The sequence below is a fragment of the Nocardiopsis sp. M1B1 genome (assembly GCF_052466615.1).
The window spans coordinates 1,180,802-1,205,537 of the sequence record NZ_CP196194.1; the positions used below are offsets into that span (position 1 = coordinate 1,180,802).

Annotated in this window: 18 protein-coding genes; 10 read left to right on the plus strand and 8 right to left on the minus strand. The window is 73.9% G+C overall.

Annotated elements, in window-relative coordinates:
* Nucleotides 1-99 precede the first annotated feature (99 nt).
* On the minus strand, nucleotides 100-1,260 hold the full coding sequence (locus tag ACSTA4_RS05295) for an acyltransferase family protein (protein ID WP_444962617.1): 1,161 nt from the start codon (nucleotides 1,258-1,260) through the stop codon (nucleotides 100-102).
* A 491-nt stretch (nucleotides 1,261-1,751) separates the two neighbouring features.
* Between ACSTA4_RS05295 and ACSTA4_RS05300 the strand changes: the two genes are divergently transcribed.
* Nucleotides 1,752-3,524: an amidohydrolase gene (locus ACSTA4_RS05300; RefSeq protein ID WP_444962618.1), complete on the plus strand. Its 1,773-nt coding sequence runs from the start codon at nucleotides 1,752-1,754 to the stop codon at nucleotides 3,522-3,524.
* 6 nt (nucleotides 3,525-3,530) lie between these two features.
* Complete coding sequence (locus tag ACSTA4_RS05305) at nucleotides 3,531-4,301, plus strand: M48 family metallopeptidase (RefSeq protein ID WP_248773687.1); 771 nt, start codon at nucleotides 3,531-3,533, stop codon at nucleotides 4,299-4,301.
* 195 nt (nucleotides 4,302-4,496) lie between these two features.
* Here the strand turns inward: ACSTA4_RS05305 and ACSTA4_RS05310 are convergent, their stop codons facing one another.
* Nucleotides 4,497-6,782, minus strand: coding sequence for an elongation factor G-like protein EF-G2 (locus ACSTA4_RS05310; protein ID WP_444962619.1), 2,286 nt, complete (start codon nucleotides 6,780-6,782; stop codon nucleotides 4,497-4,499).
* 193 nt (nucleotides 6,783-6,975) lie between these two features.
* Between ACSTA4_RS05310 and ACSTA4_RS05315 the strand changes: the two genes are divergently transcribed.
* The 3 genes from ACSTA4_RS05315 to ACSTA4_RS05325 are packed head-to-tail and all read left to right on the plus strand — an operon-like array spanning nucleotide 6,976 to nucleotide 10,759.
* The gene (locus ACSTA4_RS05315; RefSeq protein WP_444962620.1) at nucleotides 6,976-8,529 is read left to right on the plus strand and encodes a CPBP family intramembrane glutamic endopeptidase; all 1,554 of its coding nucleotides are present in this window, start codon (nucleotides 6,976-6,978) and stop codon (nucleotides 8,527-8,529) included.
* A gap of 17 nt (nucleotides 8,530-8,546) precedes the next feature.
* On the plus strand, nucleotides 8,547-9,350 hold the full coding sequence (locus ACSTA4_RS05320) for an alpha/beta hydrolase (protein WP_444962621.1): 804 nt from the start codon (nucleotides 8,547-8,549) through the stop codon (nucleotides 9,348-9,350).
* A 56-nt stretch (nucleotides 9,351-9,406) separates the two neighbouring features.
* On the plus strand, nucleotides 9,407-10,759 hold the full coding sequence (locus ACSTA4_RS05325; protein WP_444962622.1) for an MFS transporter: 1,353 nt from the start codon (nucleotides 9,407-9,409) through the stop codon (nucleotides 10,757-10,759).
* A gap of 47 nt (nucleotides 10,760-10,806) precedes the next feature.
* On the opposite strand, the gene ACSTA4_RS05330 is transcribed toward ACSTA4_RS05325, so the two are convergent.
* The 3 genes from ACSTA4_RS05330 to ACSTA4_RS05340 all read right to left on the minus strand — a co-directional run bounded on the left by ACSTA4_RS05330 (nucleotide 10,807) and on the right by ACSTA4_RS05340 (nucleotide 13,468).
* Entirely contained in the window at nucleotides 10,807-11,775 is a 969-nt protein-coding gene (locus ACSTA4_RS05330; RefSeq protein ID WP_444962623.1) for a coiled-coil domain-containing protein, read from the minus strand.
* Between the two features lie 243 nt (nucleotides 11,776-12,018).
* A complete protein-coding gene (gene def, locus ACSTA4_RS05335; protein WP_444962624.1) occupies nucleotides 12,019-12,573 on the minus strand; it encodes a peptide deformylase in 555 nt (184 codons plus the stop codon).
* A gap of 79 nt (nucleotides 12,574-12,652) precedes the next feature.
* Nucleotides 12,653-13,468: an aminoglycoside adenylyltransferase domain-containing protein gene (locus tag ACSTA4_RS05340; RefSeq protein WP_444962625.1), complete on the minus strand. Its 816-nt coding sequence runs from the start codon at nucleotides 13,466-13,468 to the stop codon at nucleotides 12,653-12,655.
* Between the two features lie 887 nt (nucleotides 13,469-14,355).
* On the opposite strand from ACSTA4_RS05340, the gene ACSTA4_RS05345 reads away from it, so the two are divergent.
* Both ACSTA4_RS05345 and ACSTA4_RS05350 read left to right on the plus strand, forming a co-directional pair.
* Entirely contained in the window at nucleotides 14,356-15,033 is a 678-nt protein-coding gene (locus ACSTA4_RS05345; RefSeq protein ID WP_444962626.1) for a sirohydrochlorin chelatase, read from the plus strand.
* Nucleotides 15,034-15,400: 367 nt separating this feature from the next.
* The gene (locus tag ACSTA4_RS05350; protein WP_444962627.1) at nucleotides 15,401-16,330 is read left to right on the plus strand and encodes an aminoglycoside phosphotransferase family protein; all 930 of its coding nucleotides are present in this window, start codon (nucleotides 15,401-15,403) and stop codon (nucleotides 16,328-16,330) included.
* A gap of 51 nt (nucleotides 16,331-16,381) precedes the next feature.
* Here the strand turns inward: ACSTA4_RS05350 and ACSTA4_RS05355 are convergent, their stop codons facing one another.
* Nucleotides 16,382-17,077 (minus strand): response regulator, encoded by a 696-nt coding sequence (locus ACSTA4_RS05355; RefSeq protein ID WP_274976413.1) that lies wholly within the window; start codon nucleotides 17,075-17,077, stop codon nucleotides 16,382-16,384.
* Nucleotides 17,058-19,610 (minus strand): ATP-binding protein, encoded by a 2,553-nt coding sequence (locus ACSTA4_RS05360; RefSeq protein ID WP_444962628.1) that lies wholly within the window; start codon nucleotides 19,608-19,610, stop codon nucleotides 17,058-17,060. Before ACSTA4_RS05360 ends, ACSTA4_RS05355 begins: the two co-directional genes overlap by 20 nt.
* Nucleotides 19,611-20,221: 611 nt before the next feature.
* On the opposite strand from ACSTA4_RS05360, the gene ACSTA4_RS05365 reads away from it, so the two are divergent.
* Nucleotides 20,222-20,803: a hypothetical protein gene (locus ACSTA4_RS05365; RefSeq protein ID WP_444962629.1), complete on the plus strand. Its 582-nt coding sequence runs from the start codon at nucleotides 20,222-20,224 to the stop codon at nucleotides 20,801-20,803.
* A 50-nt stretch (nucleotides 20,804-20,853) separates the two neighbouring features.
* On the opposite strand, the gene ACSTA4_RS05370 is transcribed toward ACSTA4_RS05365, so the two are convergent.
* Nucleotides 20,854-22,464, minus strand: coding sequence for an FAD-binding oxidoreductase (locus ACSTA4_RS05370; protein WP_444962630.1), 1,611 nt, complete (start codon nucleotides 22,462-22,464; stop codon nucleotides 20,854-20,856).
* A 17-nt stretch (nucleotides 22,465-22,481) separates the two neighbouring features.
* On the opposite strand from ACSTA4_RS05370, the gene ACSTA4_RS05375 reads away from it, so the two are divergent.
* Nucleotides 22,482-23,084 (plus strand): TetR/AcrR family transcriptional regulator, encoded by a 603-nt coding sequence (locus tag ACSTA4_RS05375; RefSeq protein WP_444962631.1) that lies wholly within the window; start codon nucleotides 22,482-22,484, stop codon nucleotides 23,082-23,084.
* Complete coding sequence (locus ACSTA4_RS05380; RefSeq protein WP_444962632.1) at nucleotides 23,081-24,616, plus strand: glycerol-3-phosphate dehydrogenase/oxidase; 1,536 nt, start codon at nucleotides 23,081-23,083, stop codon at nucleotides 24,614-24,616. Before ACSTA4_RS05375 ends, ACSTA4_RS05380 begins: the two co-directional genes overlap by 4 nt.
* Nucleotides 24,617-24,736: the final 120 nt, after the last annotated feature.

A 24,736-nucleotide genomic window follows, 5' to 3' on the forward strand; every position in this document is an offset into this window, starting at 1 on the left:
CCTCCCCGCCGCGGGAGGGAACGACACGGGAGGGGCGGGTCCGCGCCGAAGCGGACCCGCCCCTCCCGTGTACACCGCGCCCCTCGCGCGGAAGCCGGATCAGACTCCGGCCTTCTCCTTCTCGCGTCCGCCGCCGTCGCCGTTCTCGCCGCCGGTCCTCCCGGCGCCGTCTGCCTTCCCGGCGCCGCTCGGCGCGCGCAGCGCGGAGTCCTGGCGAAGGAACCACGTCAGCTGCGGTTCCACGGCCCAGCGCATGCCCGCGCGCACCCACGGGGTGCACAGCAGCAGGGTCACACCCAGGGCCACGAGGATCACGGCGGTCATCTCCATGACACCGGACAGGTGCCCGTACCAGGGCGCCGCCTGCAGGAGGACGATGATGACCGAGTGCCCCAGGTACACGTACAGGGTGTAGGAGCCGAGGGACGTGAACCAGGTGTGCTGCTTCGGGGTCAGCGCGAGCACGGCGAAGGTCATCACCAATGCGAGGACCATGAAGCCCACCCGCAGACCCAGGCTGGGCAGAATCGGGTCGATGTCCCGGTCGGTGAGGCTGCTGTTCCAGAAGAGCCAGGAGCGGCTCATGTGTTCGGAGATGGGCACGGCCAGTACCGCCGTCGCCCCCAGCACCAGCACGGACCCGATCCGCACCCACAGCCTGTCCAGGTACGCGAAGTGCTCACGCCGCAGGCAGAGACCGAGGACGAAGAACGGCAGGAAGCTCACGACGCGGCCCAGGGAGAGCGTACCGCCGAGACTGGCCGTGGCGCCGAACACCGAGATGGCCACGGCGATGAGCACGGGCCAGCGCAGCCGCTTCCATATGGGCACGCTCAGGCGCCACAGGAACAGGGCGACCAGGAACCACAGGGCGTAGGTCGGCTGGAGCACCGACATGGACTCGGGCAGGCCGCCGCGCTCCACGGCGTAGATGCTCTGGTGAATGGTCCAGAAGACCAGGTAAGGGACCAGCAGTGAAAGGACCAGCTTCTCCACGCGCTTCGACGAGGCGTCGAAGGAGCGCGAGAGGTAACCGCTGATCATGATGAACGCGGGCATGTGGAAGAAGTAGATCCAGTAGTACAGCGTGCTGGCTGGCCCGTAGTCGAGTGAGCCGATCGCGTGGCCGACGACGACCAGGGCGATCAGGACGAACTTGGCATTGTCCAGACGGGCGTCACGGCCTGGACCCGGGGCCGACGTGGTGGGGGCGACCGCGCCGTGCCCCGGTTCCTGACGCTGGGATGCCGGACTGGTCATGGATGAGGCCACGAGTGGACTCCGAGATCATCTGCTTCTGGGACGTGTGTGCTCTCTTCCGGCCGTGCACACGGCCCGCGGGCCGACCGTGGGGCCGGAACGCGGGTGGCGCGGTGCCGCGTGGGGCGCGAGGGGGACACCGTAAGGTCGGATGAATGAACATGTGCTGCGTTACCTTACTGTGATGTAGCAAAGTATGCCAGCGGTTCTCCGGAGATCGCTGGAAAGATGCCGGAGTCCTGCCTCGATTGAGGTGAGGGTGGGGCTCGTGAAACGTCTGTGACACGAGCGGTTCGGCCGGGGGTAGCTTTCCGTGTGCAGACACTAACCCATCCGCGCCACCGTCTTCTACAGAGGGTGACGGGCCGGGTCTGCTCCGGACCCGGCCCGCGGAGGTCACGCGGCTGACTGTGTGGCCGCGGCGGACGCGCCGCTAGGCTGCTCTCGTCAGACGGGCGGTTCCGACCCGGTCGATAATACGGAAGAAGGCGGTGGAAGCCGTGCCGCACGCGGTGGACCCCAACCGTGCCGCTCAGCACGGGAACGTGGTCATGCGACTCCTCGACGAGCTCTTCCCGCTCGTGGAGGGGTTCTACGTCGACCTGCACAAGAACCCCGAGCTCTCCCACGCCGAGCACCGCACCGCCAGCGGTGTCGCCGAGTGGCTCACCCGGACCGGTTACGAGGTCCACAAGGGCGTCGGGGGAACCGGCGTGGTCGGCATCCTGCGCAACGGACCGGGGCCCACGGTGATGCTGCGCGCCGACATGGACGCGCTCCCGCTGGAGGAGAGGACCGGGCTGCCCTACGCCAGCACCGCCCGCGCCGCCAACGACGAGGGCGCCGAGGTCCCCGTCATGCACGCCTGCGGGCACGACGCCCACACCGCGTGCCTGGTGGGCGCCGCCGACCTGCTCTCGGAGACCCGCGACGAGTGGGCCGGGACCGTGATGGTCGTCGCCCAGCCGGGCGAGGAGACCCTCGACGGGGCGCAGGCCATGCTGGAGGACGGGCTGTTCGACCGCTTCGGCCGCCCCGACGTCATCCTCGGCCAGCACCTGGGCCCGCAGCCCGCCGGACTGATCTCCCATCGCGCCGGGGTCATCCTCGGCGCCTCCAACTCCTACCGCGTGCGCGTGTACGGCGAGGGGGGCCACGCCTCCCAGCCGAACACGACCGTGGACCCGGTCCTCATCGCGGCGAGCATCGTCACCCGCCTCCAGGGCGTGGTCTCCCGCGAGGTCAGCCCGAGCGAGATGGCGGTGCTCACCGTCGGTAGGATCCAGGCGGGGACCAAGGCTAACATCATCCCCGACGAGGCCTACCTGGAGATCAACACCCGGGCCCTCAACGACAACGTGTCCGCCCAGCTCGAAGCGGCCATCGAGCGGATCGTGCGCGCCGAGGCCGCCGCCTCCGGAGCCGCCCGCGAGCCCGAGATCGAGCGCTTCCAGGGCGCGGGCGTCACCCGCAACGACCCCCAGAGCACCGCCGACGTGGCCGCCGCGCACCACGCCTACTTCGGCGACGAGTACGTCATCCACCTGCCCGACCCGTTCCCGGCGACCGAGGACTTCGGCTACTTCGGCCTGCCCGGTGACCCGCAGCCGATCCCGTACGTGTTCTGGTTCGTCGGCGCCACCCCCCACGACGTGTGGGAGGCCGCCCCCGGCGACACCCCGTACGAGAAGATGGGCAACGTCCCCAGCACCCACTCGCCGTTCTTCGCGCCCGCCCGGGAGCCCACCCTGCGCGCCGGGCTGGCCGCGATCACCGTGGCCGCGCTGTCCTACCTGGGCGACGACAGCCCGAAGGCGGCGGCCGGGGACGCGCCCAACGACGCCTACGACAGCGCCTACCTCGCCTCGTCCTGGCCCGCCCCGGACGAGGAGCGGGCGCAGTCCCCCTGGCCCGCGCCGGACGAGGACCGGGCCCAGACCGCCTGGCCCGCGCCGGACGAGGACAGGGCGCAGACCGCCTGGCCCGCCCCCGAGGAGGACCGGCCCCGGTCCCCGTGGCCCGCGCCGGACGAGGACCGGGCCAAGTCCACCCACGAGGCCGACATGGAGTCCGTGATGGAGGCCCAGGACGAGGAGCACCGCCAGGAGTGGCGCGACGGCAAGACCGAGGAGTCCACGCTGTCCGCGGACATGGCCGCGCTGCTGGAGGAGGACGACCGGCCGCGCCCGCCGTCCGGCCCCTCCTACGGGGGTCCGCCCCCGCCCCCCGACGACGACCGTCCCGGCTCCGAGTACCGCCTCTGACCACGGATGGGGGAACGCCGGCTGCGCCATCCCCGGGAGATCCCCCTTCTGGTCGTGTGCGTGGGGGTGACCCTGCTCGCCGTGGTGGGCGCGGTCAGTCGCGCCTACTCGGGTGAGCCCAACCAGCCGCTGCTCCTGCTGAGCATCCCCGCGCTCGTGTACTTCGTGCGCGGGCAGCAGTACGCGCGCCAGCGGGTCAACGGGGTGCGCATCACCGAGAAGCAGTTCCCCGAGGCGCACCGGATGGTCGCCGAGGCCGCCGCCGCGTTCCGCATGAAGCGGGTGCCCGAGGCCTACGTCGTGCTGGGCAACGGCGAGCTCAACGCGTTCGCCTCCGGGCACGGCTTCCGGCGCTACGTGGCCGTCACCAGCGACCTGTTCGAGGTGGGCGACCGCCTGGCCGACAACGACACGCTGCGGTTCGTGATCGGCCACGAGGTCGGCCACATCGCGGCGGGCCACACGTCGTTCTGGCGCCAGTTCGGGATCTCGGTGGCCAACGTGATCCCCGGCGTGGGCACCAGCCTGAGCCGCGCGCAGGAGTACACCGCGGACAACCACGCCCACGCGTTCTGCCCCGAGGGCATGCAGGGGCTGCGGGTGCTCGCCGCGGGCAAGTACCTGTACCCGGCCGTGGACTTCCACGACATCGCCGCCCGCGCCCGCACCGACACGGACTTCTTCGTGCTGCTGGTCAACCTCCTGTCCAGCCACCCCGTGAACACGTTCCGCTTCGCCGCCCTGGCCGACCGCACCAGGCCGGGAAGGGTCTTCTAGGGGCGGTCCGCCCTAGGGTCTGTTTTTTGAACCGGTCTCAGCTTGTGGGGGGTTGGTTCGGGCGCCCACGGGGTTCTGGAGGCGGCGGAGGTGAGACTGCGAGGAACGAGCCGTCTCACCGGAGGCGCCGAAGGTTCCCGTTCTCCGGGCGCCCGAACACGGACCGAAGCGGAGCGGAGGTCCAAAAAACACTGCCTAGCCCCGACCGGCCAGCCGTGCCGCCGCCTGCGCGGGCAGCGGCTCGTGCCGCGCGTACTCCCGGCTGAACACGCCCGTACCGTGCGAGATCGACCGCAGCTCCACCGCGTACCGGACGATCTCCAGCTCCGGCACCTCCGCGCGCACCACCGCCCGGCCGCCCCGCACCGACTCGGTCCCCACCACCCGGCCGCGCCGGGCCGACAGGTCGCTCAGCACCGCGCCCAGGTAGGTGTCGTCCACCTCCACGGACACCTCGTCCACCGGTTCGAGCACCGCCAGCCGCGCCGCGGCCGCCGCGTCCCTGAGCGCCAGCCGCCCCGCCTTCTGGAAGGCCATGTCCGAGGAGTCCACCGAGTGCGCCTTGCCGTCGTAGAGCGTCACCCGGATGTCCACCAGGGGGTACCCCGCCCCGGGGTCCGCTCCGTCCCCCGACCCCGCGCCGCCCCTCGCACCGGCCACCGTCCCGACGCCGTCCGCCATCTGCGCGCGCACGCCCTTCTCCACGGACAGGACGAACTGGCGGGGCACCACCCCGCCCACGATCTCGTCGACGAACTCCAGGCCCGCGCCCGACTCCAGCGGCTCCACGCGGATCCGGCAGACACCGAACTCCCCGTGCCCGCCGCTCTGCTTCACGTTCCTCCCGGTGCCCTGCGCCGGAACCGCGAAGGTCTCCCGCAGCGGCACGCGCACCTCCCCGGTTCGGACCCGCACCCCGTGGCGGTGCTCCAACCGGTCCAGCGCGGCGTCCAGGTGCGCCTCGCCCAGGCTCCACAGCACCATCTGGTGGGTCTCGGCGTTCACCTCCACCCGCAGGGACGGGTCCTCCGCCACCAGCCGGGCCACCGCGTGCGACAGCTTGTCCTCGTCCCCCGAGGACGCCGCGCTCACCGCCACCGGCAGCAGCGGACGCGGGAAGCGCCACGGCGCCACGCGCACCGGCCGCTCCGGCTCGGAGAGGGTGTCGCCGGTGCGGGCGTCGGGCAGCTTCGCCACCAGGCACAGGTCTCCGGCGACCGCCTGGCCCACCGGCCGGTTCTCGCGGCCCAGCGGCACGGACAGCGGTCCCGTGCGCTCGTCGTTGCCGGTCCGGTCCAGCTCATCATGGCCGGTCAGCCCGCACGGGACCCCGTGACCGTGCAGGTGGACCCGGGTGTCGGGGCGCAGGGTCCCCGAGAGGACGCGCACCAGGCTCACCCGGCCCACGTACGGGTCCACGGCGGTGCTCAGGACCTGCGCGACGAGAGGGCCGTCCGGATCGCAGGACAGCCCCGCCACCGGTCCGCCCTCCGGCGTGAAGGTCTCGGGAAACGGGCGCCGGGTCGGGTCCGGGCACGAGAGCGGCAGCTCGCGCAGCAGTTCGCGCACACCCACCCCGGTCGTGGTGCTGATCGCCAGGACGGGATGGAAGCCGCCCGCGGCGACCGCCTTCTGGAGGTCGTCGATGAGCAGGTCGGGGTCGAGTTCGCCGCCCTCCATGTAGCGCTCCATGAGGACCTCGTCCTCGCTCTCGGTGATGACCTCCTCGACGAGGGTCTCCCGGAGCGGTCCCGCCGCCTCGCGCAGCCAGTCCGGCACCGGACGCGCCGAGGGGGCCGACCCGGGTCCGCCCCCTCCGGAGCGGCCGGAACGCTTCGCGCGCTCGGCGCCGTCGGAACCGCCGGAGTAGTCGTAGTACCGCTCGGAGACCAGCCCCCACACGCCGACCACGCGGCGCTCGTCCCCCGTGCCCTCCACGGCCGGGACGTAGGCGGGGTGCACGCCCGGACCGAACGCCTCCCGGCACTGGGCGACCACCTCGTCGTAGTCCGCGCGCGGGTGGTCGATCCTGGTGACGGCCACCGCCCGGGGCATGCCGACGGCGGCGCACTCCTCCCACAGCACTCGGGTGCGGCCGTCCACGCCCTCCAGGGCGGACACGACGAACAGTGCGGCGTCGGCCCCGCGCAGTCCGGCGCGCATCGCGCCGATGAAGTCCGCGTACCCGGGGGTGTCCAGCAGGTTGACCTTGACGTCGCCGACCATGACCGGGTTGACGGTGAGGTCGATCGACCGCCCCTGCCGGATCTCGACCTCGTCGTGGTCGCTGACGGTCGTGCCCTCCTCGACGCTGCCGGGGCGACCGATCTCCCCGGCGGCGGCGAGCAGCGCCTCGACCAGGCTCGTCTTCCCGGCGCCGGACGGTCCGACCAGCGCGATGTTGCGGATGTCGCGGGGCCCGTCGGCCCTCGGTACGGCTCCGGCTGAGGCTCCGGTTCCGTTGACGTTGCGATCTGCCATCCCTGCTACCCAGCCCTTCGTGGTCCGAGCGGTGGCCGCACGGGAACGGGCGGCCCGTCCACACTGTGACCTGTGTCACTTCTACGGTCGCCCTTCTCGGGCCGCACGGCAAGAGGTGGTCAGGAGCGGGAGCAGCCGTGGGTGAGATACGGCATGTGCACTATGACTTGTTTCGGACCCCTACTATTGCCCCGTGCCATGGTCGGAGTCTCTCCCTCAGTTCAGCCTCGCCGGGACCGTTCTGACGGTCCTGCTGCTCCTCTTCGCGGCCCTCGGCGAACCCCTCCTCGGCAGGAGGGCGTTCACGTGGCTGTCCCGTAGGCGCGACGGCGACGCGCGCGCCCTCACACTCCTGCACGCCGTCACCATGGGCGTCCACGTGCTGTGGGGCCTGGTGGTCTTCGGGGTGCTGCTGCTCTCGCCGGACCTGGTCGCCGCGGACCTGGGCCTGCGCCTGCCCGACGAGTGGGGGCCGATCGCGGGCGGCGCAGTCGGCGGCCTGCTCGCCCTCACGGTGTTCTGGCTGCTGGTCAACGGGCTTCCGAAGGGGCCCGGGCGCTCCGGCCGTGGTCGCGGCCGCGGCGGGAGGTCGGCGCGCGGCAGGCGCGACCAGGGCGGGAGCGCCCGCGGACGGCGCTCCTCCGCGCCGCTCAGCCTTCCCGAACCCGAGCGCGACCGGGGGCTGCTCGCACCGCGCACCACCGCCGAACGGGCGATGGCCGCCGGAGTGGCCGTCACCGGGGGCGTGTTCGGGGAACTGCTCTACCGGGGCCTGTTCATCCTCCTGGTCGCCAGCATGGGCGTGCCGCTGTGGGTCGCCGCCGTGCTGTCGGTGCTGCTGTTCTCCGTCGCGCACCTCTACCAGGGCTGGTGGGGCCTGATCAGCGCCGGTGCGTCCGGCGCCCTCTTCACCGTCCTGTACCTGGGGACCGGAAGCGTCTGGGTGCCGGTCCTGGTCCACGTGGCGCTCAACCTGCGCTCCCTGGTCTTCCCGCCCGCCGACGTCCGCGAGGCGGGGGAGCGGGACCGGTACGAGGAGGAGGGGGACCCCGAGGCCTACGACGGGTACGACGAGTACGAGGACCACGGCCACGGGTACGAGGACGGACCCGCCACCGGGGAGCTGTTGTTGACCGCAGAGGAGGAGGACGGGGGCGCGGCCACGGCGGTGCCGCCGGGCACGGGGACTCCCGCCCACGGGACCCCGTCCCACGGAGCCGTGTCGGGCTACGGCGACACCCCTGGTCACGGTGGCCCCCCGGTCTACGGGGGCCTTCCGGACCAGGGAGGGAACCCCGGCCACAGCGGGCACTCTGCTTACGGGGACCTCCCGGCCCAGAGCAGGGACTTCGGCTCCAGCGACCCCTACAGCAACAGCGGTCCCCACAGCCACGGCGGCACCTCCCAGCAGGACCAGCAGGACCAGCAGGACCTGTACAGCGCTCTGTCCACCGCGGGACCCTCCTCCGGCTACGGCGACCGCTTCGGCGGTGGCGACCCGGTCGGCTACGGCGGCCACCGCCCGGACAGCCCGTTCCCCGACGCCCCGCTGTACCCCGGCGCCTCCCGCCCCGAACCCCTCCCCTCCCACCGGGCGCCGGGAGACCCCTCCCGCGACGACCTCCCGGGCGGTGACCGCCGCGGGGAGGACCCCGCGCAACGCCGCCTGTACCCCGACGAGTGGATCGACCGCCGTTACGGTGACGGAAACACCACACCGGGGTCCGACCCCGACCGCTGGAGCTGATCGGGCACGATAGTGGGGTGTCCGACGCCATTGACCACCCGCGCGCCCAACCCCGTGAACACCGCTACCGGCTGACCACCTCCGACGGGGTCGGTATCGACGCCGTGCTCCTGCGCGGCGCCGGGTCCCGCACCACCGCCGTGATCCTCGCCAACGGGTTCACCGGAACCCACCGCAACCCGAGCACGCGTGCCGTCGCCGAAGCGCTGCTCCCGTTCGGCGACGTGATGACCTTCGACTTCCGCGGTCACCACGGCTCCGGCGGGCTCAGCACCGTCGGCAACGCGGAGATCCACGACCTGGAGGCGGTCGCCGTCCGCATGCGCGAACTCGGCTACACCTCCCTCTCGACCGTGGGGTTCTCGATGGGCGCGGCCGTCGCGATCCGGCACGCCGCCATCTACGGCGGAATGGACGCGGTGGTCTCGGTCAGCGGTCCCAGCCGCTGGTACTACAGGGGGACGCGCGCCATGCGGCTGCTCCACCTGGGCATCGGCCGCAGAGCGGGGCGCCTGTTCCTGCGCGGCTTCCGCAAGGTCAGGGTCGTCGACAAGGAGTGGGACCCCGTACCCGCCGAACCCCGTGAGATCGCCGGGAAGGTCTCCCCGACGCCCCTGCTGGTCGTGCACGGCGACTCCGACGCCTACTTCCCCGTCTCCCACGCCACCGCCATCCACGACGCCGCCCGGGAGCCGCGCGACCTGTGGATCATCCCGGGGATGGGGCATGCCGAACGCGCCGTGACCCCCGAGCTGACCGCGCGCGTCCGCGACTGGCTCGCGGAGAAGGTCGGCGGCGGGAACGCCCGGACGGACGGCTGAGCAGGGCGGATCGGCACCGCGTCGACAGGTGTGCGCGTGTCGGCTACAAAGGACGGATGATCCGATCTCGTTCGTCCTCACCCGGGAACGGAACACCCTCGGAGGCGGCCCCGACCGGGGCGGCCGACGACAGCGGCACCACCGGCACCACCCCGCCCACCCTCCCCGGTCTGCGCGGACGGGGCTTCGCCCTGCTCATCGCGGCGACCGCGGTCGGCCTCTGCGGCTTCGCCGCCGTCCTGCCCCTGGTCCCCCTGTGGGCCACCCGGGGCGGCGCGGGCGAGTTCGGCGCCGGGAGCACCACCGCCGTCTTCATGCTCACCACCGTGCTCACCCAGCTCGCCATGCCCTGGCTGCTGGAGAGGGGCGGTTACCGCTGGGCGTTCCCGGTGGGCGCCCTGGTGATGGGACTGCCCACCCCGCTGTTCGCCCTCACCGCCGACCTGGGCCCGCTGGTGGCCGTCTCGGCGGTGCGCGGCGTCGGCTTCGGCATGGTCAGCGTCGCCGGAACCGTGCTCGCCGCCCGCCTGGTCCCGCACCACCAGGTCGGCCGGGCCACCGGCTACTACGGGCTGGCGGTCGGCCTGCCGCAGGTGCTCATCCTGCCCGGCGGCGTGGCGCTGGCCCTCAACATCGGCTTCGACACCGCGTTCTGGCTCACCGGTCTGTGCTCGGTCCTGGGCGGGGCCCTGGCCTGGGGCATCTGGTACGCCGACGGCGGCCGCAACCGGGCGGCGCTGCGGAGCACGGTCCGGACCGCCGCCCCCGGCCCGGACCCCGCCCCGGCCGGTGATCCCGCCGCGGACGCGTCCGCGGGCCGCCCGCTGCTGCGGGCACTGGCGGCGCCGCTGGTGCTCATGCTGCTGACCGCCTCGTCGGCCAGCGCGATCATCACCTTCCTGGCCATCCCCCTGGAGCGGGCGGCGTGGCTGGTGGGCGGCGCCCTGGCCGCCTACGCGCTCGCGGTGGTGGCGGGCCGGTGGACCGCCGGGATGCTGCACGACCGCCACCGGCGCACCCTCCTGCTGCTGCCGGGCATGGTCGGCGCGGTCGCGGGGATGGCCCTGGTCACCGCCGCGCTGTGGTCGGTCGGGGACGCGCCGGGCGCCGGGACGGCGCTGCTGGTGCTCCTGGGATCGGCCGTGTTCGGCCTCGGCTTCGGCGCGGTCCAGAACGAGACCGTCACCCTCATGCTGAACCGCGCCGGTCCGGCCGGGTACGGCCGGGCCAGCGCGGTGTGGAACATCGGCTACGACGCGGGTTCGGGAGCCGGGGCGGTGGTCCTGGGACTGCTGATCCAGCTGACCGGGTACGGGCCGGCGTTCGCGGTCACGGCCGTGGCGCTGCTGGCCTCGGTGCCGCTCGCCCTCGGCGGGCGCGTGGGGCGCGGGGGCCGCGCGCGCGGCTGAGCCCGCCGCTCCGGCGGGGCGCGTCCGGGGCGGCCCGCCCCGGACGGCTAGTACGACGAGATGTGCACGTGGTCGTAGTGGTTCTGGGTGTTGTCGCCCCGGTCCTCCATCCACTTCCACTGACGGGACGCGGAGTGCCAGATCTGCTGCTCCCAGATGATGTACTTGATGCCCAGCCGGTCGGCGTTGTCGATCCCGTACTGGGAGATCTGCGAGCCCAGGGACTGGTTGGCGGCCGAGGGCAGCGCGCCGCCCGCGCTCATCATGAAGTCGCAGGCCCGTCCCACGCCGTGGTCGTCGGCGCTGGAGCGCAGGCAGCCGACCGGGTAGGGGGCGCCGAAGTTCTGCACGATCTCGTCGCGGATGGCCGCCATGCGCGGCGTGGCCCCGTCCCAGCCCCAGCCCTGCGCGCTGGCCGGGATGCTTCCGTTGCCCGGGGTCTCGGGGATCTGCTCCGCCTCGTACTCCTCGATCTTGGCCTCGACCTCTTCGCGCTCCTCCTCCAGCGTCTCGACGAGCTCCTCGGCCTCGGCCAGCTCGGTCTGGAGCTCCTCGTTGACCAGGGCGGCCTCGTCCCGCGTCTGGATGAGGTCGTAGATCTGCTCGGACTGGCTCTGCCCGAGGTAGTTCAGCGTCGCGGCGTCGGCGAACATGCTCTCGGGGTCGCTGGAGAAGATCACCTGGAACGCCGGGTCGAGGCCGCCGCCGCTCTTGTACTGGGTGGAGGCGATGGTGGACACACCGCTCCGGGAGGCCTCCAGGCGCCCCTCGACCTCCTCCAGGTCATCCTCGGCCTTCTCCACTCGGTCCTTGATCTCGTTGAACTGGAGGAGCTCGCCGTCGTAGCTCTCCTCCAGCTCCTCGGCCCGCCGGTTCAGTTCGTCGATGTCCACGTCGTCGTTGTCCGGCTCCGCCAGCGCCGTTCCGGGCAGGGCGACCAGCAGGGCCGCCGCCAGGGCGGCGAGGGACAGGGCGGCGCGGCTGCCGCGCGCGGATGAGGGAGGAGTGGGTGTCATGTCTGCTCCGAGGATGGTCCGAGCGCATCCGGTTGGCCTGCGGTGTGTGAAGGGGGGAGCCGCGGCGACGGGAGATGCTCAGCAGACCATACGAGATCTTGGCGTTACATGCCTAGTGCGTTACTCACGTGACTTGGGAGACTGCGCGGGGATGTGTCCGAAGATACCCGCAGCCGGGGACCGGACCGACCCCCGGCCGACCGTTCCGGCTCCGGGCCCACCGGAGGCGGCGCCGGGAGCCGCTCAGCTCGCGCCGCCGAAGGCGCTGGGCAGCTGGACGCCCGCGGGCTCGGGGGGCTCGGCGGGCATGAACCAGTCCGAGCGGCGGATGTCGCGCAGGGCCTGTTTGCGCGTCTGCGGGGCCAGGCGCTCGATGTAGACCATGCCGTCGAGGTGGTCGGTCTCGTGCTGGAGGCAGCGGGCCATCAACCCCGTGCCCTCCACGGTGACCGGCTCGTTGCGCAGGTCCACCCCCGTGACGACGGCGCGCTCGGCCCGGGCGGCGGGGTACCACAGCCGGGGGACCGACAGGCAGCCCTCGTCGCCCTCCTGGACCTCCTCCGACAGCTCGGCGATCCTCGGGTTGATCACGTAGCCGATCCGGCCCTCGACGTTGTAGCTGAACACGCGCAGGCCCACGCCGATCTGGTTGGCGGCCAGGCCCGCCCGCCCGGGGGCCTCGACCGTCTCCAGGAGGTCGTCCACCAGCGCCCGGGTGTGCTTGTCGAAGCGGGTGACGGGTGTGGTGGGCGTGACGAGGACGGGGTCGCCGAAACGGACGATGGGGCGCATGGTCATGTGCCCCAGGGTAGTCGGGAGCGTGCTCCCGGCGGTACGGAAGCGGAGAATCCGGACCCCGCGGGCTGCTCCGGGCGGCTCAGGCCGCGGCCAGGCCCGGGCGCAGGGAGTCGTCCAGCACCATCTCGATGTAGTCCAGGGCGGCCCTGCGCCGGGCCAGAGCGCTCTCGTACAGGGAGGGCGCGCTGGTGTTGCGCCGCACGCGCAGGCACTCGTTGACGATGCGCTGCCACCGGTCGGGGAAGGCGTGCAGGGCGTAGGCGCCCGCGCCGGTCTTGGAGGTGATCTCCCCGGTCTTGAGGGTGAAGTGCAGGCGGCTGACGCTCAGCACGCTCCAGGAGGGCGCCAGGGAGCCCAGGGCGGCCAGGCCGCGCGGCGTGACCAGACGGCCCGCCTTCTCGCGCCAGCGGCGCCACTGCTCGTCCAGGGAGCCCAGCGACCAGGCGCGCAGGCTCTCGGGCTCGTCCCACACGTCCAGTTCGAGCGGGTGCGGGCCGCGCACGGTCACGCCGTGCTCGGCGAGGATGTGCCACGTGACGGGGTTGACGTCGGCGCTGGCCCGGTTGCGGAACCGGCCGCCGATCACCGAGGCGACCGGGCCGCAGGCCGCGGGGTCGCGGGTGAGGTCGTCCCAGGTGACGTGGATGCCGTTGAACTGGGGTCCGGTGGCTGCGGCGCGGGTGCGCGCGTGGACGCGTCGCAGCAGCTCCAGTTCGCGCCTGCCGGGCGTGTGGCCGGTGACGATCACGAAGTCGACGTCGCTGGCGTGCGGGCGGAAGTCGCCGAGGGCGACCGAACCGGTCAGGTAGAGGCCTTCGACCAGGCCGGGGGCCTCCTGGTCGGCGTGCGCGAGAAAGGTCTGGGCCAGCGTCTGCACCCGAGGGTGGACGGCCATGCTCACTCCAGTCTGGATGGTTCGGTGCGGATCTTGGGGCGCGCTCCGTCCGGAGGTGGGGAGTCCGGTCGGGCGGCGGCCCGGAGGGTTCCCGCGGCGTGCGCCGCCTGCGAGTACGCGCTCCATCGGTACCAAGTGTGAGCGGGCCGAGGGGGTCATGGCAAGTGATCGCGCCGGACCCGCATCCTGTCCCCCCACGTCAGGTGGTGTGCGGCTATGGGGGTTTGGGGGAGCGCGCACCCTTGACAACGAGCGGTGCGATGTGCAAGGGGGCCTCGCGCGCGTGCGGGGCGGTCCGGACCCGCCGGAGCGGGGCGCGGCGTCGTGGCGCGACGGCCGGGGCGCCGGGGCGGCCGGGCGGGGGCGGGCGCCGGCGGAAAACGGCGCGCTCCGAAGGCGGGGGAAAATCCGCGTCCCCTCAGGCAGGAAGGCCGCCGCACATTCCGCCGCACGTGCATCCGCACCTGACGAATGCATGAGAAAAGCTTTGCTGGGTATTTCTCTAGAGAGGTCGGGGCGAAAACGGTTATTCGTCCGCCGGGGAATGGGTGTGGTGTCCGCCATGCCCCGCCGGGGGCCGGTTCCGGGGCGGGAAGGGAGGAGCGGTTCGTCGGGGCAGGTGGGAGTGGTCTCCTCTCTCGGTTCCAAGGATAGCCCCCTTCGTCCTCCCGAACCCGTGAGTCCTACACCACTCTCCGCGGAAGTGGACACGCCCCGTTTTTTCGGCGATTGTTATGGTTCACGCAGACCCCCGGTGGTCATAACCACCACAGCCATTGTTCGCTTTTTTCCTCCGCGTAACACCGCACAACCCCCGTGAAACTGAGCCGCTTTACGCTCGGCGGGCAAGGGCAGTTCCCCCCGCAGATGTACCGAAGGAGACGCGCATGGTCCCGACGATGGTCCTCGTAGCCGACGACTCACGTGACACCCACCGCCGGGACGCCCTGTGGGGCCTGGCCGAAGCGGTGGCGAGCAGGGGAGAGGTGCCGGTGACTCCGGCCTTCGGCAACCCCGACGACGTCGCCGCCACCGTCCACTCCGTCCGGGGGCCCAAGGTGGTCGTCCCCGCCTTCGTCGCGGGCGGCGACGTCGCCAGCTCCCACCTGCTCACCCGGCTCGGCCTCGGCCGTACGAGCGACGCCTGCCAGACCCCGCCCCTGGGAGCGGTCCCGTCGATCGTGGCCGACCTGGCCGGGCGGCTGGCCGACTCCGGCTGGGGCTCGTCCGACGGCGTGGTCCTGGCCGCCGACGGCACCACCGGTACCGAGGAGCGCCAGGTCGTCATGGACGTGGCGCGCATGCTCAGCCGCCGCCTCGACTCCCCGGTCCAGGTGGGCTACCTGCGCACCTGGGCGCCCTCGGTGGTCGACGCCGTCGACCGGCTGCGCCGCCACGGCCAGGACAACGTCGCCGTCGCCGCGTGGAGACTCGTGGACGGACCCGACTTCGACCTGCTGCGCGGCCTGGACGTCACCGCGATCACCGAGCCCCTGTGGCCCTCCGAGCTGGTCGTGGACACCCTCCTCGCCCAGCACCGGGCGGTCAGGGGGCGCCTGGCCTGAGACCGCGGTTCCCGACGAGCCGACACCGGGGGTGACACCGTCCACCACGCGGGTGATCGGAGGGGTTCGGGGCGCCGCGGCGCCGTTACCGGGAGCGCGCGGATGGGTAGGGGGCAAACAGGCGGGAACTCCCCGCACCCACAAACACGGCATCCGTACCGCGCCGCCTCCCGTACGGCGCGGCAGCGACCGGACGCGACTCCTCCGGCGGCCCCCTTCTCCACCCGTCGGCGCGGAGGTTCCCCCGCGACCGGTCCGGGACCCGAACAGAGCCGACGCGCCGCGGACCGTGCGCTCCGCGGTTCCGCCGACCCGTGAGGGGCCCGCCCCGAACCGTCATCGACGCGAGCGAACCTAAGGTGGATGTATGAACGACGTCACAGCGCAGTTCGTCGATGACCGGCAGCGTCGGCGTCTGGAACGGCGCTTCGGCAGCCACGTCGGCGAATGGCTGACCGAACTCCCGGGGATCGTCTCCGGGCTCGCCTCCGAGTGGGGGCTGACCGTCGAGGGTCCGGCCCCCCACGGCCGGACCTCCGTCGTGGTCTGCGTCGTGCGCCCGGACGGCGACCGCGCGGTCCTCAAGCTCTCCCCGGACAGCGGCCTGGCCGCGTCCGAGGCACGGGTGCTGCGGATGTGGGAGACCTCCGGGCGCGTGCCCCGGGTGTGGGAGGTCGACAACGCCCGCGGGGCCATCCTCATGGAGTGGATCGACGGCGACACCGTCGTGGAGGGCGGGAGGGTGCCGCCGATGGAGACCGTCGGCGCGCTCGTCTCCCAGCTGCACTCCGTCGAGGTGCCCCGGCGCGAACTGCTCGAACTGCGCCCGCTGACCTCGCGGGTGCAGTTCATCTTCGACCTGTGGAACCGCGAGCGCGCCGAGGGGCCCGCCGCCGAGGTGGTGTCCGCGTCCGCCATGCACCAGGGCTTCTGCCGGGCCCGCGACCTGGCCAACGGCACGGTGGACGTCGTGCCCGTCCACGGCGACCTGCACCCGGGCAACGTCATCGACGGCGGCCGGCGCGGCCTGGTGGCCGTCGACCCGCGCGCCTGCCTGGGCGACGCCGCGGTCGACGCCGTGGACTGGGCCCTGTGGAAGGCCACCAGCCTGCCGGAGGTGGTGCAGCGCGTGGACGTGCTCTCCGGTGTCCTGGGCGTGGACGGCGACCGGATGATGGCGTGGGCGCGCGCGTTCGCACCCTGCCTGGCGGTGGCCAAGGCCAACCGCGGCCACGGCGGCACCGACGAGTTCGACATGCTCATCGAGCTCTCGGAGGGGGAGGCCTTCGTCCTGTAACCCGTGCCGGACGGCCCCTGCGGCCGACCGTCCCGGCACGCGCCGACGGGTTCAGCCCCCCGGCTGGGCCGAGCCGGCCCTCTCGAAGCGGTAGCCCCGGCCCGCCTCCGTGATCAGGTAACGCGGGCACGCCGGGTCGGGCTCCAGCTTGCGGCGCAACTGCGCCATGTACACCCGCAGGTAGTTGGTCTCGCTCTGGTAGGCCGGGCCCCACACGTCGTGCAGGAGCTGGCGCTGGCTGACCAGCTGGCCCGCGTGCCGGGCCAGGATCTCCAGGATGTGCCACTCCGTCGGGGTGAGCCGGACCTCCTCGCCCTCCCGCAGCACCCGCTTGGCGCCCAGGTCCACGGTGAAGGAGGGCGTGCGCACCACCGGGGCCTCGTCCACGCGCAACGACCGCCGCTCCGCCGCGCGCATGCGGGCGAGCAGCTCGTCCATCCCGAACGGCTTGGTGACGTAGTCGTCGGCGCCCGAGTCCAGGCAGCGCACCTTCTCCCCGGCCGAGTGCCGCGCCGACAGCACGATGATCGGTACCTGCGACCACCCGCGCAGCCGCTGTATGACCTCCATGCCCTCCATGTCGGGCAGCCCCAGGTCGAGCAGGACCACGTCGGGGTGGTTGTCCGCGGCCAGCCGCAGCGCGGACGCCCCGTCGGCCGCGGTGTCCACGTCGTGCCCGCGCGCCCGCAGGTTGATCCGCATGGCCCGGATGATCTGCATGTCGTCGTCAACGACCAGGACCCGCATCGGTCCCCTCCCCGTCTCCGGTGTCCGTCTCGCTCTTCTCCACAGCACGGAGCGTGAACACCATGGTCAGGCCGCCACCGGGCGTGTCCTCGGGGTCGAGCCTGCCGTGCATCGCCTCAACGAAACCACGCGCGACCGCCAGGCCCAGACCCACCCCCGTGCCCTGGGGGGCGTCGCCCAGGCGCTGGAAGGCCTCGAACATGCGCTGTTTGCCCTCGTCGGAGACCCCGGGTCCGCGGTCCACCACGCGCAGCTGGACACTGTCACCGTGCGCGCTCGCTGAGACCAGCACCGGCAGGCGCGGGTCCGGGTTGTACCGGACCGCGTTGGAGATCACGTTGGCCACCGCCCGCTCCAGCAGCCCGGCGTCGGCGCGGACGCGGGGCAGGCGGTCGGGCACGTCCACCACGACCGCCTCGTGCGGCAGGCCCAGCAGGGTGACGGGCACGACCTCCTCCAGACCCACCGCGCGGAGTTTGGGGCGCACGTTGTCGGTGTGCACCCGGCTCATGTCCAGCAGGTTGTCGATCAGCCGGTTGAGCCGGTCGGTGGACTCCTCCACCGTCTCCAGCAGGTCCTCGCGGTCCTCCTCGGTGAGGGTGATGTCGGTGGCGCGCAGGCTCGACAGGCTCGCCTTGATCGAGGTCAGCGGGGTGCGCAGGTCGTGCGAGACCGCGGCCAGCAGCGCCGTGCGGATGCGGTTGCCCGCCACCTGGCCGCGCGCCTCGGCCGCGTCCCACTCCAGCCTCTGGTGCTCCAGGGCGATGCCGATGTGCGCGGCGAAGGCCCGCAGCACGCCCCGGTCGGCGGCGGGCAGCACCCGGCCGCGCAGCGCCAGCGCCAGGTTGTCGGAGATCGAGACCAGGACGTCGGACTCCTCGGGGGACTCGCACGCCGGGGCGCCGACGCTGTGCGCCGCCCGCCAGCGCTCGTCGTCCAGCCGCTCCAACAGGGTCGCCGACCGCTGCCCGAAGGTCTCCCGGATCCGCCGCAGCAGGGCCTGGAGGGGCTCCTTGCCCGCCAGGACGCTGCTGGCCAGCAGCGTCACCGCGTCGGCCTCGGCCCGGGCGCGCGCGGCCTGCGCCGACCGGCGCGCCGCCATCTCCACCACGATCGCCACCAGTGCCCCCACCAGGGCGAACGCGGTCAGCGCCAGTATGTTGTCCAGCGACACCGGAGGGCGCCCGTGCAGCGGGGACAGCAGCACGGTGAGCAGCACCGCGCTCCACAGCGCCGACACCAGGGCGGGGCGCAGGCCGCCCACCGCCGCGGTGGCCACGGTGGCCAGCAGCAGGAGCATCGCGTCCGAGGCCGCGCCCACGTCCTCGAACAGGGGCAGCGCCATCACCAGCGACAGCAGGGTGGGCGCCAGTAGCGCCAATGACCAGCCGGTCACCCGGCGGTGCTCGCCCAGCCCCCGGCCGGGCGGCGGCAGCGGCCACCGGCCGCTGCCCACCCGCTCGTGGGTGACGATGTGCACGTCGATGTCCCCGGAGTCGCGCGCCACGATCGCCCCGACCCCGGGGCCGAACACGTACTGCCAGGTGCGGCGGCGCGAGGAGCCCAGCACGATCTGGGTGGCCTGCACGCCCCGCGCGAACTCCAGCAGCCCGGTAGGAACGTCGTTGCCGACCACCTGGTGGTAGGTGCCGCCCAGCTCCACGAGCAGTCTGCGCTGCCGCAGCAGGTCGTCGGTGGGCGCCTGCGCCATGCCGTTGGGCGGCACCACGTGCACCGCCAGCAGGTGGCTGGGCTGGGGGTGCCCGCCCCGCGAACGGTCGGCCACGCGGGCGGCCCGCCGGATCAGCGTCTCGCCCTCGGGGCCGCCGGTGAGCGCCACCACGACCCGCTCCCGTGCCTCCCAGGTCCGCCGGATCTCGTGCTCGCCGCGGTAGCGGGCCAGGCTCTCCTCCACCCGGTCCGCGGTCCACAGCAGCGCCAGCTCGCGCAGCGCCGCCAGGTTGCCCTCCCGGTAGTAGTCGGCCAGGGCCGCGTCCACGCTCTCGGCCGGGTGGATGTCGCCGCGCGCCATCCTGCGGCGCAGCTCCTGGGGGGTGACGTCCACGAGTTCGACCTCCGCGGCGCGGCGCACCACGTGGTCGGGGACGGTCTGCCGGGGGCGCACGCCGGTGATCTGGTGGACCACGTCGTTGAGGGACTCCAGGTGGTGGATGCCCACGGTGGACAGCACGTCGACGCCCGCCTCCAGCAGCTCCTCCACGTCCTGCCAGCGGGTGGGGTTGGGCGAGCCGGGCGGGTTGGCGCGGGCGAGGTCGTCGACCAGCGCCGTCCGCGGAGCACGCGCGATCACGGCCGCGGTGTCCACCGAACCGGACGGCAGCGGTGGAACCCGCTCCAGGCCCTCCAGGAGCGCGGAGGTCCGGGCCCGGCGGTGGGTGTGGGCGGCGGCGACCACGACGTCGGTGCCGCGCTCGGCCCGGCGGCGGGCCTCGGTCAGGGCGTTGTGCGTGGTGCCGACGCCGGGGGCCGATCCCAGGTAGATGCGGAGCTTTCCTCGTGCCACGGCATCCATTGTCGGGGCAGGGGAGGGCCGCCTCGGTCGGTTCGGGCCACGGGGCGGGCCGGTTGCGGCCTCGGGCATGACGCGGCGGCCCCGGTTGGCGATACTGGGGGTGACATCCCGACGCACCCGCCCGGGCGCCCCCCGCGGGCGGGGCGGTGCCCGGCCGCCGCGCGCGGCCGACGAGCATTGGTGAGGAGGCGCGGCGTCCGTCCGCCGGACGGGCCGACGCCGCGGAGCCGATGACCTATCCCCCCGACGACGGTTCGTTCCCCGGTCCCCCCGGCGGGGAGCCCTTCCCCGGACAGCCGGGACAGCCCCCTCCGGGACCGCGGCCCCGGCCGGGCCCTCCCGGGCAGCCGCAGCCGGATCCGGGGCCCACGGGGGGCTTCCCGGGGCCCACGGGGGGCTTCCCGGGGCCGCCGGGCGGTCGGCCGCCCCACGCGCCCGGCCACTCCCACGCCCCGCCCGCCCGGCCCGGGTACGGCGTACCCGGGGGCGCGCCGCCGCTGCCGCCGGTTCCCGGCCACCCGGGGCGGCCCGGTCCGCCCCGGCGCCCCCGCAGGGGCCTGATCGTCGGCGGCGCCGCCGCGGCGGTCCTGCTGGCGGTCTCCCTCGGCGTCGTGGTGTGGAACATCGCCGACGGCCGCCCCTACGCGGAACTGCCCGGCTGCGGACGCCTGCTGCCCGCCGAGCTGGTGGACTCCGTGCCCGGCACCGAGAGCCCCCGGGCCGAGGGCGAGTACACCGCCGTCGAGGAGGACGGACTGGAGTACCTGGACGAGGAGGGCCTCCTCGGCTACCTCAGCTGCAGCGTCGGGAACGTCGACGGCTACCCCGTACACGTCATCGTCTCCCTCTACGACTACGAGGACGGAGGGGAGACCGCCGAGAGGCTCCACGGGGACCTGGAGGACGAACTCCGGGACCGCGAGGCGGGACACCACGCGGAGGAGGCGGCGGTCCTGGACTGGCGTCCCGTGTCCGCGGGCGACACCGGGTACGCGGTCCTCGTCGAGGGCGACGAGCACAGCGACGCGGACGCCTACGGCGCGGTGTTCTTCGCCACCGTCAACGTGACGGTCTCGGTCTCCTACACCGTCGGCGGCGGCGACGGCGTCGGCGAGGCCGGGGCGCTGGACTTCCTCGCCGACTTCGCCGGACGGGTGGAGCGCCAGCTCTCCCGCGAGGGAGAACGGGCCTGACGCCCGCCCGGGGGCGGGCGACCGCCCCCGGGTCCCGGCCGCAGGGCGCCCTAGGGGGCGGGGATGAGCTTGCCCGGGTTCAGGATCCCCTTCGGGTCCAGCGCGGCCTTGACCGCGCGCAGCACCTCCCCGCCCAGGGGGCCGATCTCCGCGGCCATCCACGGCAGATGGTCGGTCCCCACCGCGTGGTGGTGGGTGATCGTCCCGCCGTTGGCGGCGATCGCCTCCGAGGCGGCCCGCTTGGCCCGTCCCCAGCGCTCCAGCGGCGCGGACCCGGCCGCCGTCACCACCGTGAAGTACAGCGAGGCGCCCGTGGGGTAGGTGTGCGACACGTGGCACATCACCACGGCGCCGCCCTCCCCGCCCTCCAGCGCCCCGGTGAGCGCGCCGGAGACCGCCGCGTACAGCGGGAGCAGGCCGCTCCACGGGGCGGCGGTCTCCAGGGTCTCGGCCAGCACCCCGGCCGACAGCAGGGAGTCGCGCAGGTAGGGCGCGGAGAACCTGTTGTCCCGCCAGTGCGCCACCGGCCCGGGGCCCAGCGGGGTGCCGCCCGCCCCGGCCATGGCCTCCCGCGCCGCGGCCGCGCGGACCTCCACCTCGGCGCCGGTGCCCTCGAAGCCCAGGACCGCCTGGCAGCCGGGCGCGGCCTCGCGCCCTCCCATCGCCGCTCCCACGAAGGTCTCCGCCTCGTCCAGGACCCGCGCCATGGTCGGCCGGATCCCGGACTGGGCCAGGGTCCGCAGCGCGTCCACGCCCGTCGCGAAGTCGGGGAAGGACCACGCCTCGTCCAGCACGCGCTCGGGGCGGCGGCGGATCCGCAGCCCCACCTCGGTGATCACGCCCAGCGTCCCCTCCGAACCCAGCAGCAGGCGGCCCAGGTCCGGCCCGGCCGCCGAGGCGGGTGGGCCGCCCGTGTCCAGGGTGCCGCGCGGGGTGGCCGCGCGCAGCGAGACCACCATGTCCTCGAAGCGGCCGTACCCGGAGGAGGCCTGCCCGCTGGAACGGGTGGCCGCGTACCCGCCGACGCTCGCGTACTCGTAGCTCTGCGGCAGGTGCCCGAGCGTGCACCCGTGCTCGGCCAGCAGCGCCTCGGCGCGCGGGGTGCGCACGCCCGCGCCCAGGACGGCGGTCATGGACTCGGTGTCCACCGACACCAGCCGGTCCAGGCGGCGCAGGTCCAGGCTGACCACGGCGCGCAGGCCGCCGCGCAGGGGCGCGACCCCGCCCACCACGCTGGTGCCGCCGCCGAAGGGCACCACGGCCACGCGCTCGGCCGAGCACACCTCCAGGACGCGTCGGACCTGGTCGTGGTCGGCGGGGTACAGGACGGCGTCCGGCGCGGGGTCGGCCCTGCCCGCGCGGCGCAGCAGCAGGTCGGGGGTGCTCTTGCCGCCGCTGTGGCGCAGCCGGGCGGCGTCCCCGTCGTCCAGGTGGTCGGGCCCGACCACACCGGCGAGCAGTCCGCGCGGCCGCTCGTCCAGCCGCGAGGGGGGCAGCTCCACCCGCTCCTCGGGGACGGGGGACAGGTCCGCCAGAGGGGCCCGCAGCACCTGGGAGACCAGGTCGCGCAGGCCGGGGTCCAGAGCGCGCGCCCGGGCGGGGTCGCCCCACGCGAACCAGCTCATCTCGGGTGCCGCCCCGGGGGAGATGTCGTCAGTCATGCTCTACAGTTTTACATATGGCGTCAATACGTAACGTTGAAGACCGCATCCTGGACGCGGCCCGCGCCTGCGTCGAGGCCTTCGGGGTGCGCCGCACCACCCTGACCGACGTGGCGCGCCGCGCCGGGGTGAGCCGCCCCACCGTGTACCGGCGCTGGCCCGACGCGACCGCGCTCGTGGCCGACCTGCTCACCCGGGAGCTGCGGCGCATCCTCGCGGACCAGGGGGAGGGTCCCGGCGGGCCCGCCGGGGAGGACGTGCGCGCCCGGCTGGTCCGGCATGCTGCCGGGGTCGCCCGCGCGCTGCTCGCCCACCCGCTCTTCGTCCGGATCGTGGACACCGAGCCCGAACTCCTGGCCACCTACACGTTCCAGCGGCTGGGCACCAGCCACCGCGCGGCCCTCGAACTGGTCGAGCCGGTCGTGGCCGAGGGCCAGCGCGACGGGTCGGTGCGCGCGGGAGACCCCGCGGTGCTGGCCCGCCTCGTGCTGGTCACGGTCCAGGGCACGGTCACCTCCCGCCGCCTGTTCGCCGACGTCACCGACGAGTCCGGCCTCGTCGACGAGCTCGCCGCCCTCCTGGACGGCTACCTCCGCCCGCCGAACCAGGAGAGCCCATGAACCCCGCCGTTCCCGCCTCCTCCTCCCTCAACGCCGCCCGGCGCGCGGCCGACCTCGCCGCGCTGGAGCACGACCCCCGGATCGACCTCCTCGTCGTCGGCGGGGGAGTGACGGGCGCCGGAGTCGCGCTCGACGCCGCCGCGCGCGGCCTGTCCACCGTCCTGGTCGAACGCCACGACCTGGCCTTCGGCACCAGCCGCTGGAGCTCCAAGCTGGTCCACGGCGGCCTGCGCTACCTGGCCAGGGGACAGGTCGCCATCGCCTACGAGAGCGCCCGCGAGCGCGACGTCCTCATGCGGGTCACCGCTCCCCACCTCGTGCGGCCCCTGCCCATGGTCGTCCCCGTCCACCGGGGGACCGGGCTCGCGCGCGCCCTGTTCGTCCGCGCCGGGGCGGGCGCCGGCGACCTGCTGCGGATCATGGCCGGGACCCCCGGCGGCGTGCTGCCCCGGCCCCGCGTGGTCGGCCCGCGCCAGACCCTGCGCCTGCTCCCGGGCGTCGCGCGGCGGGGGCTCCTCGGCGGCGTCGTGTCCTTCGACGGCCAGCTCGTGGACGACGCCCGCCTCGTGGTGGCCCTGGCCCGCACCGCCGCCCGCGAGGGCGCCCGGGTCCTCACCCGCTGCTCGGCCGAGAGCCTGGCCGCCGACGGCGCCGTCCTGCGCGACGGGGTGACGGGCCGGATCGTTCCCGTGCGCCCGCGCGCGATCGTCAACGCCACCGGGGTCCACGCCGACCGGCTCGACCCCCACGTGCGGCTGAGTCCCAGCCGGGGCAGCCACCTGGTGCTCGACGGCGCCGCCCTGGGCCGCCCCCGGGCCGCGCTCACCGTGCCGATCGACGGCAGCGCCAGCCGCTTCGTGTTCGCCCTGCCCCAGCCGGACGGACGGGTCCTGGCCGGGCTCACCGACGAGCCCCTGGACGGCCCCGTGCCGGACGTGCCCGAGGTGCCCGACAGCGACGTGGACTTCCTGCTGGGCCAGTTCAACCGGGCCCTGGAGACCCGACTGGAGCGCGCCGACGTCCTGAGCGCCTTCGCCGGGCTGCGCCCGCTGGTGCACGGGGTCGGGGAAAGCGCCGACCTGTCCCGCGAGCACGCCGTCACGGTCGCCCCGAACGGCACCGTCACCGTGGTCGGCGGCAAGCTCACCACCTACCGCGCCATGGCCGAGCAGGCCGTCGACACCGCCGTGCGCTCCCGCGGGCTGTCCGCGGGCCCCTGCCGGACCCGCGCGCTGCCCCTGGTCGGCGCCGCCCCGAGCGAGGAACTGGACGCCGTGGCCGCCCCGCGCCGCCTGGTGGCCAGGTACGGCACCGAGGCGGTCGCCGTGCTGGCCGAGGCCGACGCCGCACCGGAGCTGCTCACCCCCCTCGTCCGCGGCGTCACCGGGGCAGAACTCCGCTTCGGGGTGCGCCACGAGGGGGCCATGGACGCCGCTGACCTGCTGGACCGCCGCACTCGGGTCGGGCTCGTCCCCGCCGAGCGCTCCGCGGCCGAGGCCGCCGCGCAGGAGGCGCTCGGGGCCGTGGGCTGAACGGCGGGCCGGACCGGGGGGAGACGGGCCGGAGAACGCGCGGGATTTCGGGGACTCACCACACCCGCATCCCCTGTCCCACAGGGTTCTGATCGCGTAAGGTCGTAGCCGTTCCCGCCG